This is a genomic window from Streptomyces sp. NPDC012637, assembly GCF_042954805.1.
Classification (GTDB): domain Bacteria; phylum Actinomycetota; class Actinomycetes; order Streptomycetales; family Streptomycetaceae; genus Streptomyces.
In genome coordinates this window covers 105,851-124,093 of the sequence record NZ_JBIBDS010000012.1, presented here as the reverse complement: position 1 = coordinate 124,093, position 18,243 = coordinate 105,851, and the positions used below count along the sequence as shown (strand labels likewise).

Annotated in this window: 14 protein-coding genes; 4 read left to right on the top strand and 10 right to left on the bottom strand. The window is 72.8% G+C overall.

The features are described from left to right. The first annotated feature begins 44 nt into the window (after positions 1–44). A complete protein-coding gene (locus ACFY8W_RS35950; protein ID WP_391114894.1) occupies positions 45–587 on the top strand; it encodes a hypothetical protein in 543 nt (180 codons plus the stop codon). Here ACFY8W_RS35950 and ACFY8W_RS35945 read toward each other — a convergent pair. Beyond that, a complete protein-coding gene (locus ACFY8W_RS35945; RefSeq protein WP_391114891.1) occupies positions 584–1,651 on the bottom strand; it encodes a GTP-binding protein in 1,068 nt (355 codons plus the stop codon). The genes ACFY8W_RS35950 and ACFY8W_RS35945 overlap by 4 nt on opposite strands. 121 nt (positions 1,652–1,772) lie before the next feature. Between ACFY8W_RS35945 and ACFY8W_RS35940 the strand changes: the two genes are divergently transcribed. Both ACFY8W_RS35940 and ACFY8W_RS35935 read left to right on the top strand, forming a co-directional pair. Then, positions 1,773–3,470, top strand: coding sequence for an ATP-binding protein (locus tag ACFY8W_RS35940; RefSeq protein ID WP_391114888.1), 1,698 nt, complete (start codon positions 1,773–1,775; stop codon positions 3,468–3,470). Further along, entirely contained in the window at positions 3,467–4,159 is a 693-nt protein-coding gene (locus ACFY8W_RS35935; protein ID WP_391114885.1) for a response regulator, read from the top strand. Before ACFY8W_RS35940 ends, ACFY8W_RS35935 begins: the two co-directional genes overlap by 4 nt. A 6-nt stretch (positions 4,160–4,165) precedes the next feature. Here ACFY8W_RS35935 and ACFY8W_RS35930 read toward each other — a convergent pair whose 3' ends face one another. The 3 genes from ACFY8W_RS35930 to ACFY8W_RS35920 all read right to left on the bottom strand — a co-directional run bounded on the left by ACFY8W_RS35930 (position 4,166) and on the right by ACFY8W_RS35920 (position 8,508). After that, positions 4,166–5,758 carry a cation acetate symporter gene (locus tag ACFY8W_RS35930; RefSeq protein ID WP_391114883.1) on the bottom strand — a complete coding sequence of 531 codons (1,593 nt, stop codon included), beginning with the start codon at positions 5,756–5,758 and terminating at the stop codon, positions 4,166–4,168. Beyond that, positions 5,755–6,231 carry a DUF485 domain-containing protein gene (locus ACFY8W_RS35925; RefSeq protein WP_391114881.1) on the bottom strand — a complete coding sequence of 159 codons (477 nt, stop codon included), beginning with the start codon at positions 6,229–6,231 and terminating at the stop codon, positions 5,755–5,757. The genes ACFY8W_RS35930 and ACFY8W_RS35925 overlap by 4 nt, the downstream gene beginning before the upstream one ends. Before the next feature lie 159 nt (positions 6,232–6,390). Then, positions 6,391–8,508: a DNA gyrase subunit B gene (locus ACFY8W_RS35920; protein WP_391114878.1), complete on the bottom strand. Its 2,118-nt coding sequence runs from the start codon at positions 8,506–8,508 to the stop codon at positions 6,391–6,393. Positions 8,509–8,940: 432 nt separating this feature from the next. On the opposite strand from ACFY8W_RS35920, the gene ACFY8W_RS35915 reads away from it, so the two are divergent. Next, positions 8,941–9,171, top strand: coding sequence for a hypothetical protein (locus ACFY8W_RS35915; protein WP_046910811.1), 231 nt, complete (start codon positions 8,941–8,943; stop codon positions 9,169–9,171). Positions 9,172–9,320: 149 nt separating this feature from the next. Here ACFY8W_RS35915 and ACFY8W_RS35910 read toward each other — a convergent pair whose 3' ends face one another. From ACFY8W_RS35910 to ACFY8W_RS35885, 6 genes are all read right to left on the bottom strand, one after another. Further along, positions 9,321–10,142, bottom strand: a complete 822-nt coding sequence (locus ACFY8W_RS35910) for a trypsin-like serine protease (protein WP_391114875.1) — start codon at positions 10,140–10,142, stop codon at positions 9,321–9,323. Positions 10,143–10,302: 160 nt separating this feature from the next. Beyond that, on the bottom strand, positions 10,303–11,847 hold the full coding sequence (locus tag ACFY8W_RS35905) for an RNA polymerase sigma factor (RefSeq protein WP_391114872.1): 1,545 nt from the start codon (positions 11,845–11,847) through the stop codon (positions 10,303–10,305). Positions 11,848–12,223: 376 nt separating this feature from the next. After that, positions 12,224–13,108 carry an FCD domain-containing protein gene (locus ACFY8W_RS35900; RefSeq protein ID WP_391114870.1) on the bottom strand — a complete coding sequence of 295 codons (885 nt, stop codon included), beginning with the start codon at positions 13,106–13,108 and terminating at the stop codon, positions 12,224–12,226. A 160-nt stretch (positions 13,109–13,268) separates the two neighbouring features. After that, entirely contained in the window at positions 13,269–15,113 is a 1,845-nt protein-coding gene (locus ACFY8W_RS35895; protein WP_391114997.1) for an ATP-binding cassette domain-containing protein, read from the bottom strand. Between the two features lie 122 nt (positions 15,114–15,235). Then, positions 15,236–16,006 (bottom strand): NUDIX domain-containing protein, encoded by a 771-nt coding sequence (locus tag ACFY8W_RS35890; protein WP_391114867.1) that lies wholly within the window; start codon positions 16,004–16,006, stop codon positions 15,236–15,238. A gap of 77 nt (positions 16,007–16,083) precedes the next feature. Further along, positions 16,084–18,138, bottom strand: a complete 2,055-nt coding sequence (locus ACFY8W_RS35885) for a glycogen debranching N-terminal domain-containing protein (RefSeq protein WP_391114865.1) — start codon at positions 18,136–18,138, stop codon at positions 16,084–16,086. Between the last annotated feature and the right edge of the window lie 105 nt (positions 18,139–18,243).

Here is an 18,243-nt window from a genome sequence, read left to right as displayed (position 1 = left end):
GCGGAGGGACGCCGCGGCGGACCCGCTTCGGCCAGCGTGGACGCATGCCAAGAGTGAACGCACTGCCTGACGTCCCGCGCTGGGCGCGGAACGCGGCGATGGGCGCCGCCCTGGCCAATGTGCCGTCGGCGCTGTGGCGGCTCGCCATCGCCGTCGGCATCCCGGTGGGACTGGCACAGTCCGAGTACGACGCCATGGGAGCACCCGGCTGGGGGTCGCTCGTCCTGTTCGCCCTCAGTCTGTTCTCCGAGCTGCTCGCCATCCTCACCCTCGGCCTCGTCCGGAGCTGGGGCGAGACCTGGCCGCGCTGGATCCCGTATCTCCGCGGCCGCCGCGTCCCGGTCCTCCTGGCCACCGTCACCGCCGGCCTCGGCGCCCTGACCGCCTCGGTCTACGGCGTGCTGTTCGTCTACTCGGCGTTCAACGCCGAGATGGAGGCCTCCGCCTGGGGCATGTGGCTGATCGACATCGTCTACGCCCCCCTGCTCCTCTGGGGTCCCCTGCTGGCCGCGGTCACCGTGCACTACCACCGACGGCGCACGAGGACGGCGGCCCCGGCCGAGGCCCTGTCGGCGGCACCGTCCTAAAAGGTCTCGGCCGCGGCCTCCGGCTCGTCCTCGCTGCCGGGCACATACCTCAGGACGCCCCACAGGGCGGTCTCGTCCGGCACGTCGTGCGGGCCGTTCTGCTCGCAGGCGGCGAGCTCCTTGCGCAGAGCTGCCGCGTCGACGCCGGAGCCGATCAGGACGAGCTGGGTGAGGCGCTCCTCACCGGCCGGCCACGGCTCGGGAAAGAAGCGCAGGAAGCGTCCGACGGCGTGGACGGTGTAGCGGTTGGCGGGATCGGCGGCGCCGAAGTCGACGAAGCCCTTGATGCGGTAGAGGCCCTCGGGGCGCGAGTCGAGGAAGGCCATCAGCCGGCGGGGATGCAGCGGGCTGGACGCCGTCAGGGAGACCGTCTCGTACGCGGCGTGCGGGTGGGCGTGAGCCCCGTCGCCGTCGTCCCCGTACAGGATGTCCTCGATGGACATCTGGCCCGCGATCTCGTCCTCCGGCACCACACGGTCGAACAGCAGCTCCGGGTCGATCCGACCGTGCGCGCACTCCACCACGGCGGCGCGCCGGGCGAGCGCGGAGACCTCCTCCCGTACGGCGGCGAGCCGATCCGCCGGCACCCGGTCGGCCTTGTTGACGACCACGAGGTCGGCGGCGGCGAGATGGCGGTCGGTCTCCGGGTGCCGGGCGCGGGTCGCGGCGAACTCGGCGGCGTCCACGACCTCGACCAGCCCGCCGTACACGATCCGCTCGTTCTCGCTGGCGAGCACCATCCTCACGAGTTCCTGCGGCTCGGCGAGACCGCTGGCCTCGATCACGATCACGTCGAGGCGCGTCTCGGGCCGGGTGAGCACCTCCAGGTACTCGTCCAGCTCGCTCGCGTCCACAGCGCAGCACAGACAGCCGTTGCCGAGCGAGACCGTGGAGCCGACCTGGCCGGCCACCGTCATGGCGTCGATGCCGATGTCGCCGAAGTCGTTGACCATGACCCCGATCCGCGTTCCGCGCGCGCTGCGCAGCAGATGGTTGAGCAGGGTGGTCTTCCCCGCCCCGAGAAACCCGGCCAGGACGACGACGGGGATCTGCTGGGTGGTCAAGGGTCATGCCTCCGGGCCATCGGTGCCTGCGATTGCGAAGCCCCCAGGATAGGCAGGCCCCCGTGCCGTGTCCGGCAGCGGCATTTCCGGTCGGCGCCCTCGTCCCCGTACCGTTTCCGCCATGAGTCCCGCACCCGCCTCCCGCCTGCGGCGCCCCCTGCGGCCTCCCGCGCGGCGGCGCAGGATCGGGTGGCCGCGGCGGGTGTTCTCGCAGGTCCTGCTGATGCAGCTGGCCATCGCGACGGGTGTCACGGTGCTCGCCACCGGGCTGTTCCTCGCCCCGCTCAGCGCCCAGCTGGACGACCAGGCCATGCGCCGCGCGCTCGCCATCGCGCAGACCACGGCCTCGCCCCAGGTCGCCGCGGATCTGGCGGCCACCCGGCCGTCGGCGCAGGGGCCGGTGCAGGCGGAGGCGGAGCGGATCCGGCGCTCGACCGGCGCCGAGTACGTGGTGGTGATGGATCCCCGGGGCATCCGCTGGTCGCACACCGACCCCGCCCAGATCGGCAGGCGCGTCTCCACCGACCCGAGCGAGGTGCTCGCCGGGCACGAGGTGATGGAGATCGACAGCGGCACCCTGGGCCGCTCCGCCCGCGGCAAGGCGCCGCTGCGCGACCGGCGCGGCGAGATCGTCGGTGCGGTGTCCGTCGGCATCGAGTACGACAGCGTGCGCGACCGGCTCGTGGCGGCGATCCCCGGGCTGCTCCGGTACGCCGGCGGTGCCCTGGCGGCGGGCGCGCTCGCCGCCTACCTGATCTCCCGCCGGCTCCAGCGGCAGACCCACGACCTGGCCTTCTCCGACATCTCGTCGCTGCTCGCCGAACGCGAGGCGATGCTGCACGGCATCCGCGAGGGAGTCGTCGCCCTCGACGGCACCGGCCGGATCCGGCTGATGAACGACGAGGCGCAGCGGCTGCTCGGCCTCGGACCGGAGGCCACCGGCCGGCCGCTCGAGGACGTGCTGGGTGCCGGCCGCACCACGGACGTGCTCGCGGGCCGGGCGACCGGTGAGGACCTGGTCACGGTGCGCGGCAGCCGGGTGCTGATCGCCAACCGGATGCCCACGCACGACGGCGGCGCCGTCGCCACCCTGCGCGACCGCACCGAGCTGGAGCGGCTGGGCCGCGAGCTGGACTCCACGCGCGGACTGATCGACGCCCTGCGTGCCCAGGACCACGAACACGCCAACCGGATGCACACCCTGCTCGGCCTGCTCGAACTGGAGATGTACGACGAGGCCGTCGAGTTCGTCACCGAGGTGGCCGGCGTGCACCGGGCGACCGCCGAGCAGGTCACCGAGAAGGTCCACGACCCGCTCGTCGCGGCGCTCCTGGTCGGCAAGGCCGCCGTCGCCGCCGAGCGGGGCGTCTCGCTGCGCGTCGCACCCGGCGCGCTGCTCCCGGACCGGCTGGTCGACCCGCGCGAGCTGGTCACGGTGGTCGGCAACCTCGTCGACAACGCCCTGGACGCCGCCTCCGGCACCCGCCACGCGCGCGTGGAGGTGGATCTGCGCGCCGAGGGCCGGACGGTGGTGCTGAAGGTCGCGGACAGCGGCCCCGGGGTGCCCGACGAGCGGCGCGAACTGATCTTCACCGAGGGATGGACCACCAAGGAGCTGCCGGCCCACGGCAAGCGGGGACTCGGGCTCGCCCTGGTGCGCCGGCTCGCCGAGCGGCGCGGCGGCAGCGCCCGGGTCGGCTCGGGCGCGGACGGCGGCGCGGAGTTCACCGTGGTGCTGCCGGACGCGCTGGGCGAGGCGGACGAGGAGCGGGCGCCCGACGCGGGGCGCGCACCCCTGGCCGCGGAGGAGGCGCGGTGATCGGCGTCCTGGTCGTCGACGACGACGTACGCGTGGCGAAGGTCAACGCCGCGTACGTGGCGAAGGTGCCGGGGTTCCACGTGGTCGGCGTGGCCCATTCGGCGGCGGAGGCGCTGGACCGGCTCGCCGAGGCGGAGCCTCCGGTGGACCTGGTCCTGCTCGACCACTACCTCCCGGACGGGAACGGTCTCGGGGTCGTACGCGAGCTGCGCGCCCTCGGCCGGCAGTGCGACGTGATCATGGTGACCGCGGCCCGTGACGTGGCCACCGTCCAGGCGGCGATGCGGCACGGGGCGCTGCAGTACCTGGTGAAGCCGTTCAGCTTCGCCGGGCTGCGCGCCAAGCTGGAGGCGTACGCGGCGCTGCGGCGGACCCTGGACGTGGGCGGCGAGGCGGAACAGGCCGAGGTCGACCGGATCTTCGGGGTGCTGGCGGCGGGCGCGGTCGAGCCGGATCTGCCCAAGGGCCACTCCCCGACGACGGCAGAGCTGGTGCGGCAGGTGCTGCTCGCCGCGGACGGGCCGCTGTCGGCACAGGAGATCGCCGAGCGGGCCGGAGTGAGCCGGCAGACCGCCCAGCGCTACCTCAAGCTCCTGGAGCGCACCGGCCGGGTGCGGCTCTCGCTCAAGTACGGCGAGACGGGCCGCCCCGAGCACCGGTACGTGTGGGAGAGCTCGACCACGCGCTGACGGCCGTCATGCGGCGCCGGCGCCGGTGAGGGCGCGCACCTCCGTCTCGGCGTACCGGGCGTCGTCCGGCGGCTCGGTCGAGGTGACGGTGCCGAGCCAGCCCGCGAGGAAGCCGAGCGGGATGGAGGCCACGCCGGGGTTCTGCAGCGGGAAGAGCTGGAGGTCCACGCCCGGGAACAGGGACTCGGGGCTGCCGGAGACCACCGGCGAGACCACCACGAGCAGCACCGCCGGGACGAGTCCTCCGTAGACCGACCAGACGGCGCCCCGGGTGGTGAACCGGCGCCAGAAGAGCGAGTAGAGCAGCACGGGCAGGTTCGCCGAGGCGGCGACGGCGAAGGCGAGGCCGACGAGGAAGGCCACGTTGAGGTCGCGGGCGAGCAGCCCGAGACCGATCGCGGCGATCCCGATTCCAGCCGCGGCGACCCGGGCGACCGTCACCTCGCTGAACTGTCTGGCGTGGCGGCGGCGCAGGGAGGCGTAGAGGTCGTGCGCGACGGAGGCGGAGGAGGCGAGCGTGATGCCCGCGACCACCGCGAGGATGGTGGCGAAGGCGACGGCGGCGACCACCGCGAACAGCACGGTGCCGCCGGTGGACCCGGCGCCGCCGCCGAGGTCGAGGGCGAGCAGCGGCACCGCGGTGTTCCCGGCGCTGTTGGAGGCACGGACGGTGTCGGGTCCGACCAGCGCGGCGGCGCCGAAGCCGAGGACGATCGTCATCAGGTAGAAGCTGCCGATGAGGCCGATGGACCAGACGACCGAGCGGCGGGCGGCGCGTGCCGTGGGCACGGTGTAGAAGCGGGACAGGATGTGCGGGAGTCCCGCGGTGCCCAGCACCAGCGCGAGGCCGAGGCTGACGAAGTCGACCCTGGCGGTCCAGTCGCCGCCGTAGCGCAGTCCCGGGGCGAGGAAGTCCCGGCCGTGTCCGCTGCGTTCGGCCGCGGTGGTGAGCAGCTGGTTCACGTCGAAGTGGAAGCGGACCAGGACGAGCACGGTGAGGGTGATCGTGCCGGCCATCAGCAGCACGGCCTTCACGATCTGGATCCAGGTGGTGGCACGCATGCCGCCGAGCGACACGTACACGACCATCAGCGCGCCGACGCCGATCACCGTCCAGGCGCGGGCGGTGTCGCTGGTGCCGCCGAGCAGCAGGGCGACCAGGCTGCCGGCGCCGACCATCTGGGCCACCAGGTAGAGCAGGGAGACGGTGACGGAGGAGGCTCCGGCCGCGATCCGGACGGGCCGCTCGGCCATCCGGGAGGCCACGACGTCGGCGAGGGTGAACCGGCCGCAGTTGCGGACGAGTTCGGCGACGAGGAGCAGGACGACGAGCCAGGCGACGAGGAAGCCGACGGAGTAGAGCATGCCGTCGTAGCCGAAGAGCGCGATGAGGCCGGAGATACCGAGGAAGGAGGCGGCGGACATGTAGTCGCCGGCGATGGCGAATCCGTTCTCCATGGGCGAGAAGAGCCGCCCTCCGGCGTAGAACTCCTCGGCGGATCCGCGGCGGTTGCGGCTGACCCAGGTGGTGATGCCGAGCGTGACCGCGATGAAGGCGCTGAACAGCAGCAGCGCGAGGGTCTGGTGGTTTCCGGTCACTGCCGCGCCCCTCTGGTCATCTCCTGGGTGTCCCAGCGCAGTTCGAGGGCGGCGCGGTCCCGCCGCAGCCGGGCGTGCCGGGCATAGGCCCAGGTCAGCAGGAAGGTGGTGGCGAACTGGCCGAGTCCGGCGACCATGGCGACGTTCACGGCTCCGGCGACGGGCCGGGCCATCAGACCGGGAACGACAGTGGCGGCGACGACGTACGCCAGGTACCAGAGGAGGAAGGCGAGCGCGGCGGGGAAGACGAACCGGCGGTAGCGGCCGCGCACCTCCTGGAAGGCGGGGCTGCGCTGCACCTCCAGATAGATGTCGGCGGCGCTGGGAGCGGCCTGCTGCCGGGGAACGGTGCCCGGCGCGGCCCCGGCGGCGGCGTCGGTCGGATCGTGCTCGCCCCAGCCGGCGGCCAGCTCGTCGTACCAGGGGTCGTCGAACCGTACCGTCGCGGGGTCGTGCCCTTCCTGCTTCTCCACGGGTGAACTCTCCTTGTCAGCGAACCGTTTCGGCCGCGTGCCCAAGGATGGACAGAGCGGGAAGATCCCGGACTCTTCTCCCGCCCCTTTTCACCCCATGGTGTGAAGACGCCCCCGACGCGCGCGTGGCGTCGGGGGCGGTGGTCTTCCGGGTGGTCGTCAGGCGTCGATGCGCGAGCGGTCCAGGGTCGCCGCGGAGCTGGTGATGAACTCCTTGCGGGGCGCCACGTCGTTGCCCATGAGCAGGTCGAAGACCTGCTCGGCCGCCTCCAGGTCGCCGATGTTGATCCGGCGCAGGGTGCGGTGGCGCGGGTCCATGGTGGTCTCCGCCAGCTGGTCGGCGTCCATCTCGCCGAGGCCCTTGTAGCGCTGGATGGAGTCCTTGTAGCGGACGCCCTTGCGCTGGAACTCGAGCAGGGTCTGGCGCAGCTCGTTGTCCGAGTACGTGTAGACGTACTTGTCCTGGCCCTTCTTGGGCTGGACCAGCTCGATGCGGTGCAGCGGCGGCACCGCGGCGAAGACACGGCCCTGTTCGACCATCGGGCGCATGTAGCGCTGGAACAGGGTCAGCAGCAGCGTGCGGATGTGGGAGCCGTCGACATCGGCGTCGGTCATCATGATGACCTTCCCGTACCGTGCGGCGTCGATGTCGAAGGTGCGGCCCGAGCCCGCCCCTATGACCTGGATGATCGCTCCGCACTCGGCGTTCTTGAGCATGTCCGAGACGGAGGACTTCTGGACGTTGAGGATCTTGCCGCGGATCGGCAGCAGGGCCTGGAACTCGCTGTTGCGGGCGAGCTTGGCGGTGCCGAGCGCGGAGTCTCCCTCGACGATGAAGAGCTCACTGCGCTCGACGTCGTCGCTGCGGCAGTCGGCGAGCTTGGCGGGCAGCGAGGAGGACTCCAGGGCGGTCTTCCTGCGCTGCGCCTCCTTGTGCTGGCGGGCCGCGATGCGGGTGCGGGCGGCGGCCACCGTCTTCTCCAGGACGGCGCGGGCCTGGGCCTTGGCGTCGCGCTTGGTGGAGGTCAGGAAGGCCTTGAGCTCCTTGCCCACGACGTTGGCGACGATCCGGCGGGCCGCGGAGGTGCCGAGCACCTCCTTGGTCTGGCCCTCGAACTGCGGCTCGGCGAGGCGCACGGTGACGACGGCGGTGAGGCCTTCGAGGGCGTCGTCCTTGACGATGTCGTCCTCGGCGACGCGCAACAGCTTGGCGGAGCGCAGCACCTCGTTGACCGTCTTGGTGATCGCCTGCTCGAAGCCGGAGACGTGGGTGCCGCCCTTGGGCGTGGCGATGATGTTGACGAAGGACCGGACGGTGGTGTCGTAGCCGGTGCCCCAGCGCAGGGCGACGTCGACGCCGAGCTCGCGGGTGACCTCGGTCGGGGTCATGTGGCCGCGGTCGTCGAGGACCGGGACGGTCTCCTTGAAGGTGCCCTGGCCGGTGAGGCGGAGCACGTCGCAGACGGCCTTGTCCTGGGCGAGGAACTCGCAGAACTCGCTGATGCCGCCGTCGAAGCGGAACGTCTCCTCGCTCTTGCCGATCCCGTCCAGGTCGCGCTCGTCGCGGACGACGATGGTGAGGCCGGGGACGAGGAAGGCGGTCTGGCGGGCGCGCTGGTGCAGCGTCTCCAGGGAGAGCTTGGCGTCCTTGAGGAAGATCTGGCGGTCCGCCCAGTAGCGCACGCGGGTGCCGGTGCGGGTCTTCGGGACGCGCTTGCCCTTGAGGAGGCCGCCGGACGGGTCGAAGGGGCTGTCGGGCCCCTGCTCCGTGAACATGCCGGGGACACCGCGGCGGAAGCTGATCGCGTGCGTGGCCCCGTTGCGGTCGACCTCGACGTCGAGACGGGCGGAGAGCGCGTTCACCACGGAGGCGCCCACACCGTGCAGACCGCCGGAAGCCGCGTACGAGCCGCCGCCGAACTTTCCGCCGGCGTGCAGCTTGGTCATGACGACCTCGACGCCGGAAAGGCCGGTCTTGGGCTCGACGTCGACGGGGATGCCGCGGCCGTTGTCCCGGACCTCGACCGAGCCGTCGTCGTGGAGGATGACGTCGATGTGGTCGCAGTAGCCGCCGAGGGCCTCGTCGACGGAGTTGTCGATGATCTCCCAGAGGCAGTGCATCAGGCCACGGCTGTCCGTCGACCCGATGTACATGCCCGGTCGCTTGCGGACGGCTTCGAGCCCTTCGAGGACGAGCAGGTGCCGCGCGGTGTAGTTGGAACCGTCACGGTCTGCGGTCAGCAGCGCACTGGACGGCACGGACGTCTCGGCGGTCACGCGGTTCGCTCCTCGCTGAATTTGAAATCTGGCCCGGTGGGGTAAGGCCCGGCGTCGGTCACCGGTCAGAGGGTACCGATGCCTGGTAGAGCCGTTGTCACGCCACCCTCCTGATTCCTCATGCTAGTCCAGTGTCGTATGGATGTTCGATCCCTCGATGGGGTGACGCGAACATCACGTTCCCTTCCAGGCATGAACCATTTAGGGTTCGGGCACGTCCTCATGAACAACCGGCAACCCGCCGGAGGGACACGACCACACACAGCAATGCGAAACCCGTAGAGCGAAGCAATACGGCTCATTCGCCGCCAACCGGCAGCAGACAGCCACCTTGCGAAGAAGTTTCGAGGAAAAGCCACGAGCGGGAACGTTTTCGGCCTGGTTGGATGTTGACCCTGGTACGACAGCTCGTCGAGCTAGAGAAGAGGCGACGTGACTACTGTTCTGACCCCCGCGAGCCCCCTGACGGCCGCTGACCGCTGCGACCGCTGCGGCGCCCAGGCATACCTGCGTGTCGTTCTGACCAGCGGCGGTGACTTGCTCTTCTGCGCCCACCACGGACGCAAGTTCGAGCCGGAACTCAAGAAGATCGCCGCTGAGATACAGGACGAGACGGACCGGCTCACCGACGTGCCGGCCCGAACGATGGGTGACGAGCACTGACGCTTCGCAGCCACGACGAGCCAGGAGCCGGTTCCTGACGACCGGCCGACGGGCGGCCACTCCCGCAGCACCAGGGGGGTGGCCGCCCGTTCTCGTACCGTGACGGTCCGCTGACGGACCGTCACGGCGAGGGTGGTCGCGAGGCGGCCTCAGACGCGGCCGGGCGGCAGCACCGCCGGAACCCGGGTGTAGACCCCGGGGCTGTCGGCCTGCCCACAGCCGCTCCCCCACGACACCAGACCGATCAGCCGCCCCCCGGCCACCAGCGGCCCGCCACTGTCCCCCTGGCAGGCGTCCCGGCCGCCGTTCGGGTCTCCCGCGCAGAGCATGGTGTCACCGCGGTACGAGGCCCCTGAGCCGCCCGGATAGGCCCGCTCACAGGAGGCGTCGGGCAGTACCTGCACCCGCGCCGACCGCAGCGACGTCGCGTACGTCCCGTTGCCGGTCGTGTCGCCCCAGCCGTACACGGCAGCCGCCGTCCCCGGCGAGAGCGCCGGGTCGTCCGGGCGGGCCACCTCGATCACGTACGAGGCCGGCAGCGCCTTCTCCAGCGTGAGCACCGCCAGATCGCCCGAGTTGGTCCACGGGTCGTAGTCCGGGTTGGTCCAGGTCCCGGAGACCCGGACCTCCTGGCCGCCGTGCCCGCGCAGCGAGGTGCGTCCCGCGATCACCTTGAAGTCGGAGAGCTGCCACGGCTGGCCCCCCAGTACCTCGCGGCCCAGGCAGTGCGCCGCGGTGAGCACCTTGGTCGGAGCCACGACGACTCCTCCGCAGAACTGCCCCGCCCGCGTACCTCCGAACCGGTCACGGCTGGAGAGGGCCACGACCCACGGCGCCTCGGTGATCCGGGTCGGCTGCCCGCCGACCACGACGCTGTCGGCGGACGCTGGTACCGCGGCGGCGAGCGGTCCTGCCGCGGCCGCGATCAGGCCCAGGGCACCGGTCAATGCTCGGGCGATGGGACGACGCATGGAGCCTCCTGACTCTGCGGTGATGTCGGTTCACCCAGCGTCGTCCAGTCGCGCCGTCCGTGCACCCGCGCACACGCCGAAGGGCCCGGCTCCCCACGGGGAGTCCGGGCCCTTCGTGCGTCATGCGCGTCCCTCGTCCGGGTCTGCCGACGGGGCAGGCTCAGTCGAGGTAGTCGCGAAGCACCTGCGAGCGCGACGGGTGACGCAGCTTCGACATGGTCTTCGACTCGATCTGACGGATGCGCTCACGCGTCACGCCGTAGACCTTGCCGATCTCGTCGAGGGTCTTCGGCTGGCCGTCGGTCAGGCCGAAGCGCATGGAGACCACGCCGGCCTCACGCTCGGAGAGCGTGTCGAGCACCGAGTGCAGCTGCTCCTGCAGCAGCGTGAAGCTGACCGCGTCGGCCGGGACGACCGCCTCGGAGTCCTCGATGAGGTCACCGAACTCGCTGTCGCCGTCCTCGCCCAGCGGGGTGTGCAGCGAGATCGGCTCGCGCCCGTACTTCTGGACCTCGATGACCTTCTCCGGGGTCATGTCGAGTTCCTTGGCCAGCTCCTCCGGAGTGGGCTCGCGGCCCAGGTCCTGGAGCATCTGGCGCTGCACGCGGGCGAGCTTGTTGATGACCTCGACCATGTGCACCGGGATACGGATGGTGCGGGCCTGGTCGGCCATGGCGCGGGTGATCGCCTGACGGATCCACCAGGTGGCGTACGTGGAGAACTTGTAGCCCTTGGTGTAGTCGAACTTCTCGACGGCGCGGATCAGACCCAGGTTGCCCTCCTGGATCAGGTCCAGGAAGAGCATGCCGCGGCCGGTGTAGCGCTTGGCCAGCGAGACCACCAGACGGAGGTTGGCCTCCAGGAGGTGGTTCTTGGCGCGGCGGCCGTCCTCGGCGATGATCTCCAGCTCGCGCTTGAGCTTCGGAGCGATCTTGTCGGAGTTCGCCAGCTTGTCCTCGGCGAACAGACCGGCCTCGATGCGCTTGGCGAGTTCGACCTCCTGCTCGGCGTTGAGCAGCGGGACCTTGCCGATCTGCTTGAGGTAGTCCTTCACCGGGTCCGCGGTGGCACCGGCGACGGCGACCTGCTGCGCGGGCGCGTCGTCCTCGTCCTCGTCGGACAGGACGAAGCCCTTGCTCTCGCCCTCGGTCTCTTCCTCGTCCTTGCCGGGCGCGACGTCCTCGAGCAGATCCTCGCCCTCGAGGAGCTCGTCCTCGTCCTTCTTCGCGCTGGTCTTCTTGGCCGCCGTCTTCTTGGCGACGGTCTTCTTCGCCGTCGCCTTCTTGGCGACGGTCTTCTTGGCGGCCGCCTTCTTGGCCGGCGCCGCGGCCTCTTCGGCCGGGTCCGCGCTCTCGGCCGCCGGGGCCGCACCGGCGGCCGAGACGGTCTTCGTCACGGTCGTCCTGGCGGTGACGGTCTTGGTGGCGGTGCGCTTTGCCGGGCTCTTCGCTGCGACGCTCTTGCGGGCGCGCTTCGGCGACTCCGCTGCACTGACCATCAGCGTCACACCCTCTTCCTCGAGGATCTGATTGAGGCTGCGCAGAACATTCTTCCACTGGGTTGGCGGAATCTGGTCAGCCTCGAAGGCCCGACGCACGTCATCGCCGGCGATCTGCCCATCAGCCTTTCCCCGCTCGATGAGCGCCATCACAGACTCGGACTCGGCGATCTCCGGCGGGAGCGTACGGGATGTGCTGGCCGACACGAACAACCTCTCGGAACGATGGAAAACGGCTTCCGGCCCCGCCCTGGATCAGGCTGGAGCCGACGACCGTCGGCCGGGAATGTGCCGACGGCGCGGGCTGGACCGGGGAACTGCACAGCGCCCTGAGCGGCTGCTGTATTCCTTCCTCGGCTGTCACCTCTTAGGTCATCGCGCGGCTTCGAGGAGTGTTACGCCCAATCCGCGTGGCCCGAGTCACACCTCATTTGCGGCGAAACCGCCACGAACCATCCGGAACGCCCCACGATCCTACCGCCGGGCCCGGGCGCACCCGGGGACGATGGCCGCCCCCGGGCTCCGCTCGGGTCCGGCGGCACGCGATGCGTGCGTCACGGCGCTGCTGGCCACGGTGCGCGGATCAGTTCCCGCGGGGAGCCGGCACGACGCGCTCCACTTCGGGGTGGACGGTCAGCAGCTGGCGCATGGCCGTCTCGGCGCCGAGGGCGTCGCCGGCGGCGAGCGCGTCGACGATCCGGGCGTGGTGCGCGATGCAGGTCTCGCTCGGGCGGTCACAGCCGGTGGCGGGGGCTCCGGAGACCTGGAGGGCGGCGGCGACGATGCCGGAGAGGTGCTCGAGCATCCGGTTGCCGGCGAGCTGGATGAGGAGAGCGTGGAACTCGGCGTCGGCGCGGGAGAAGGTGATGCCGTCGCCCTGGGCGTACGCGTGGCTCATGATCTCGACCATGTCGGAGAGGCGCTGCTGGACGTCCTCCCGGCCGTGACCTGCGGCGAGGCGTGCGGCGAGGGGCTCGATGGTCCAGCGCAGCTCGTGCAGCTCGCGGCGCTGGTCGTCGCGCTGCGGGCCGAAGGCGCGCCACTCGATGATGTCGGGGTCGAGCAGGTTCCAGTCACTGACCGGCCGGACCCGGGTGCCGACGTTGGGACGGGCGCTGACGAGGCCCTTGGCCTCGAGCACGCGCAGCGACTCGCGGACCACGGTGCGCGACACCTCGAAGCGCTGGCCGATCTCCTCGGGGACGAGGGGGCGGTCGGCGCCGAGGTCGCCGGAGACGATCATCTGGCCGAGCTGCTGGACGAGCTGTCCGTGGAGCCCGCGGCCGCGGCTGCCGGCGGCCCTGCGGCCGACCCGGCCGAGGTCCTCCGTCGCGTCCCAGGCGGGCGGACCGACGCGGTCGGCTCCGGGCGCCTCCGCGTAGGGGTAGCGGTCGAGGTCGCCCGGGGCGCCGAGGCCGGACTCGACGGGGCGGGCGGGGGTCATCATGGTGTGCGCAAGGGTACTCACGCATCCTTTGTCGGCGTGGCCCCCGTGCCCCTTGAGGTCTTTGGTGAAAAGCACACGAAAGGGTGATCGGCACCCCGTGCGCAATTGACGATTTATCGGACATAAGCGGCAATTTCCAAGGGAGTTGCCGCTCAAACGGAATCTTTCGATCCGTATGTGATCACCAACGGGCGCGGCTGTGGCGGCCGGTGAGCACATAGGCGCAGAGCAGGACCGTCAACGTCAGGGCCAGGGCCACTCCCACGGGCTGCCCCACGACCCGGAGCGCCCCCATCACCCATCGGTCGGCGGCCGACGACCACTCGACGCTGGCGAACTCCCTCAGGCGGGCCGGGAGTCCGGAGACGGTACGGCGCGGCACTCCCGCGAGCACCCGCTGCAGCGGCGGGGCGAAGACCACCGGCACGGCGAGCACGGCGGCGACACCGGCGGCCGCGGCCCGGAAGACACCCGCTCCGAGCAGCCCGGCCCAGGCACAGCCGACCACCAGTCCCAACCAATTCGCGCACAGAGTGGGCCAGTTCGGCGGTACGGGGATCAAGTCTCCGCCGTAGACGAACCGCAGCGCCTCCAGGTCGGCCAGGACCACGAGCACCGCGAGGACCGCACCGACGGCCGCCGAGACCGCCAGTTTGGCGAGGAGGAGGCCGAGCCTGCGCGGGACGGTGCCGCGCCCGGTGGTGAGCGCCGGGTAGCGGTACTCCTCACCGAAGGAGAAGGCGCCGAGGAGCCCCGCCCCGAGCGCCGCGGGCGGCAGCGGGGAGATCCCCGGCCAGCCGGCCAGGAGCGCCGGCAGCGCGGTCCGCCCGCTGCGCGCGAGCAGGACGGCCAGGGTCACGGACACCAGCAGAACGCCCACGGCGACGAGCGGCGTGGACGGCACACCGAGGAGGCGGCGGATCTCGTAGCGCAGCGGGCGGAGCGGGGAGCGGCGGGGCGTCCGGTGCGAGCGGGAGGTCCGGAGCGCCGGGGCGGACTGGGCCTGCGGGGCCTTCCGGTCGGCCGGCGAGGATTCCGCGGCCGCGGTGTTCGGGGCCGGAGAGGCGGCCGAGGCAGGGGGATCCGAGGCAGGGGTTGCCGCGGTGGAGGCGTCCGCGGCGGGCGGGGCGGGTGCCGGCGGCTGCGCGGAGGGGCGGGTGTCGCCGGTCTCGTCGGCGAGTTGATGGATGAGGACGCCGTTGCGGAAGGCGCTCTCACCGACGCTCGCGCAGTCGCTGCCGTAGACGGAGAGGCGGTTGCCGCCCTCGGCCACCACCTCCACGGGGCGCCGGGCGGCCCGGGACTCCTGGGTGAGGACGGCGGCGAGCCGGGCGGCGTGCGGGGTGCGGACGGCGACCCGGGGGCGCAGCCGGGTACGGGCGAAGTCCGTCGCGTCCTGGTCTGCGGCGAGCCGCCCGCCGACGAGGGTGACGACCCGGTCCGCGTTGCGGGCGGCGTCCTTGGGGTCGGTGGTCGTGTAGAGGACGGTGCCGCCTTCGTCGGCATGGGTGCGCAGGATGTCGTACAGCCAGGCGCTCTCGCGTACGGAGAGCCCGGCGGCGGGCTCGTCCAGCAGCAGGGTGTGCGGGTCGCCCAACAGGGCCGAGGCCAGGCCCAGTCGGCGGTCCATGCCGAGCGGCAGGGTGCCGATGCGCTGGTCGTGGACGCCGGTGAGCCCCACGACCTGCAGCATGTCGTCCGCGCGGGCGCCGGGGACGCCGGCGGCCGCACAGAGCATGCGGAGCTGGCCGCGCAGGGTGCGCGAGGGGTGGCCGGGGACGTCGCCGAGCAGCACTCCGATTTCCCGGGCGGGATGGGCGACTCGGTGCAGCGGGCGGCCCCGGAAGTAGGTGATGCCACGGCCCGGTTCGAGCTGGAGCATGAGGCGCAGGGCCGTCGTCTTGCCGGCGCCGGCCGGCCCGAGCAGGGCGGTGACGGTGCCGGGACGGGCCTCGAAGGTGAGGTCCTCCACGGCGGGCGGGCGGTCCCGGCGGGGGGTGCTGGTGAGTCCGATGGCCTGGAGCATCGCTTCTCTCGCGGGGTAGGTGAGACCGCTCCGCGGCAGGGCGGCTGTTCCCAGCAAGATAACGCCACATTTCGGACTTTTGGCGCAGGGTTGGCGCCTCGGAGCGGCCCCGCGCTCGCCCCTCAGACCTCCGGGCGGAGCATCGGCGGGTTCAGCAGCGTCGCCCCACCAGCACGGAACAGCTGGGCGGGCCGGCCGCCCTGACGGGTCGTGGTGCCGCCCGCCGGAACCAGGAAGCCGGGCGTGCCGGTCACCTTGCGGTGGAAGTTGCGCGGATCGAGGGCCACGCCCCAGACCGCCTCGTAGACGCGGCGGAGCTCGCCGACCGTGAACTCCGGCGGGCAGAAGGCCGTGGCCAGGGACGAGTACTCGATCTTGGAACGGGCGCGCTCCACGCCGTCGGCGAGGATCCGCGCGTGGTCGAAGGCGAGCGGCACCGGCAACTCACCCTCCCGCTCGGCCGCGCCGTCCTGACCGATCAGCTCCTCGACCGGAGCCCAGCGGGCACTGTTGGCGTCCCCGCCCGCGCGGGGCGCGGGCAGGTCGGGGGCGAGCGCGAGATGCGCGACGCTCACCACGCGCATCCGCGGATCACGGTCCGGCGCCCCGTACGTCGCCAGCTGCTCCAGGTGGGCGCCGTTGCCCGGCACGGGCTGCGGGGTACCCGGGTCGTGAACGCACAGCCCGGTCTCCTCGACCAGCTCGCGCGCCGCGGCGGCGTCGAGATCCTCGTCGTCCCGCACGAACCCGCCCGGCAGCGCCCAGCGCCCCTGGAAGGGCGGCTCCCCCCGTTTCACGATCAGGGCGCACAGCGAGTGGCGCCGCACGGTGAGCACGACCAGATCGACGGTGACAGCGAAGGGCGGAAAGGCCGACGGGTCGTAGGGAGACATGCCCGTGATCATAGTCGTCTTCCTGACGATAAACACGTCCGCCGGAAGGATCCGCCCCCACTTCTTCGCCGCTCCGGTCACACCCCCAGCTGGAGGCCCGGGGCCGCCTCCTCGACCATGCCGAGGCCGAGCCGGCCGACACGCGCCGCGAACGGGGCACCGGCCACCACCAGGCCCGACAGACACACCTCGCCGAGCGGGGCCGAGCGCACGGGATGCAGGGCGACCGTGCGGCCGGGGGCGTCGGGACGGATCCCGAGAGCGGCGGTCAGAAGGAGCACACCCGACGCGGCGGCCACCGCGGCGGGACGGCACGCGGCCGGGTGGGGAACCGGTGGGGCGCCGGACGAACGCCGCTCCCCCGCGTACATCTCGGGCAGCCGGAACTCGAAGGCCTCCGCGGCGTCCAGGGCGCCGCGCAGCAGCGTGGCGGCCTCGCTCTCGTACCCGGCCGCGGCGAGCCCCGCGACGGCGACCGCCGTCTCGTGCGTCCGCACCGCTCCCGACCGGTGCCCGAACGGCTGGTAGCCGGGCTCCTTCTCGCCGAGCCCGCGCAGCCCCCAGCCCGAGTCGAGAGCCGGCGAGGCGAGCAGCCGCGCCAGCCGCTCCGTCCGGACCTTGTCGAGCAGCCCCGGCGCGGGACGGCCGGAAGCCGTGAGCCCCGTGTCGAGGAGATGCGCGGCCCAGCCGCCGAGCTGCGGCACCGGCCGCCCGTCGGGCAGACGCGCGAGCAGCGGCCGACCGCCTGCCGGGTCGTCGAGCCAGAACCGGTCGTGGAACCGCTCGCGCAGCGCCCGGGCCCACTCCCGCCACCCGTCCGCGCCGGGCCGCCCGCACGCGTCGAGCAGATCGGCACCGAGCACGGCCGCGCGGTGCGCGTGGGCCTGGGTCTCGGCCCGCGCGGGCCCGGCGGGCCACGGGTCGGGGACGAACCCGCTGTCGTCGACGGCGCCGCGCAGCCAGTCGAGGCAGCGCTCCGCGGCGGGCAGCAGTTCCGCCAGGTCCTGCTCCGGCAGCCCCCAGCGCCGGGCCTCGGCCAGCACGGCGGGGAAGGCGAGGGTGGCCTCGACCCCGGTGCACCGGGCCGGCAGGAGGGGGCCCGCGTCCCGGAGCGGCCCGGGGATGCGCCCGGCGCCGGGCCCCGTCCCACCGAGCTGCGTACGGGCGAGGGCCCGCAGGGTGGTCGCGGCGAGCCGGGTGCCCAGCGGCAGCACCATGCGCGCGGCCCACAGGGCCTCGGCGGTGACGGGTCCGCAGCGCCACGGGATCCCGGCCGCGAGATGCACCTCGGCGGGATGCGCGGGATCACGCTGGAGGAGCGCGCGCAGATCGGCGACGCAGGCGCGCAGCAGCGGCCCGAGGCGAGGATCGTCGCCTTCGGCGACGGCGTCGGCGAGGACGTGCCCACCGGGGCGCCCCGCGCCGGGTGGCTGCTGCCGCCCGGCGCGCTCGCAGCGGGCACGGAGAGTGAGGACGAAGGGGGCACCGGGAGCCGGTTCGGCATCCCAGCGGAGCAGTCCGGCCGCCGCCAGCGCGTCGCTGGGCGGCGGGTCGGCCGAGACGGTGACGGCGGTGCCGTCCGCGGCCGCCCAGCGGAGTCCCGTGCCATGGACGCTGGCGGAGAGCTCGGGCCCCGGCCGGCCGGCCGCCACCGCGCCCAGGTCCGCGAGATCCGTGCCCAGAGCAAGCTCCACGGGGAGCCGCACCGGCCGGAGGCCGGAGCTGCGCAGGGTGATCCGCTCGGTCCCGTCCGCGTCGCGGCTGCGCTCGACGACGAGGCCCGGGTCGGGCCCGAGGTCGCCGGGCGCGCGCAGGACGCCCAGGAAGTCGGCTCGCTCCGCGCCGGACGAGCGGCTCTGGAGCGGGACGGGTTCGCGTCCGGCGACGCGCAGGACGCAGCGGGAGAGGAGCCGGCGCCCGGCGAGGAACACTCCCTCGAGGCCGGAGCCGGTGAGCTGACCGTGCCGGGGGCTGACGGCGAGGGCGGGCAGGGCGACCCCGACGAGGGCGTCGTGCACGGCGGGCAACTCGCCGTGCCGGGCCGCCGTGGCGCCCGGTCCGTGTGGTGTCGCCCCCGGGTGGGGCGGGCGTCCGGCGGAGGATCCGGGGGCCTGGGCGGGGCTGGGGGCCATGACGGGTGCGCGGCGCTCTCTGTGCGGTCCTGACGGCCCGGCAGGGCCCGGGCGGGTCCGTGACCGGACCCGTGTGGCCGGTCCCGGCGGTCCGCCGGTCCGGCC

Bases quoted from the DNA above. Each gene is read 5' to 3' on its own strand.
- ACFY8W_RS35950 (WP_391114894.1), top strand. From the start codon at position 45: ATGCCAAGAGTGAACGCACTGCCTGACGTCCCGCGCTGGGCGCGGAAC.
- ACFY8W_RS35940 (WP_391114888.1), top strand. From the start codon at position 1,773: ATGAGTCCCGCACCCGCCTCCCGCCTGCGGCGCCCCCTGCGGCCTCCC.
- ACFY8W_RS35910 (WP_391114875.1), bottom strand. From the start codon at position 10,142: ATGCGTCGTCCCATCGCCCGAGCATTGACCGGTGCCCTGGGCCTGATC.
- ACFY8W_RS35895 (WP_391114997.1), bottom strand. From the start codon at position 15,113: ATGCTCCAGGCCATCGGACTCACCAGCACCCCCCGCCGGGACCGCCCG.
- ACFY8W_RS35890 (WP_391114867.1), bottom strand. From the start codon at position 16,006: ATGTCTCCCTACGACCCGTCGGCCTTTCCGCCCTTCGCTGTCACCGTC.
- ACFY8W_RS35885 (WP_391114865.1), bottom strand. From the start codon at position 18,138: ATGGCCCCCAGCCCCGCCCAGGCCCCCGGATCCTCCGCCGGACGCCCG.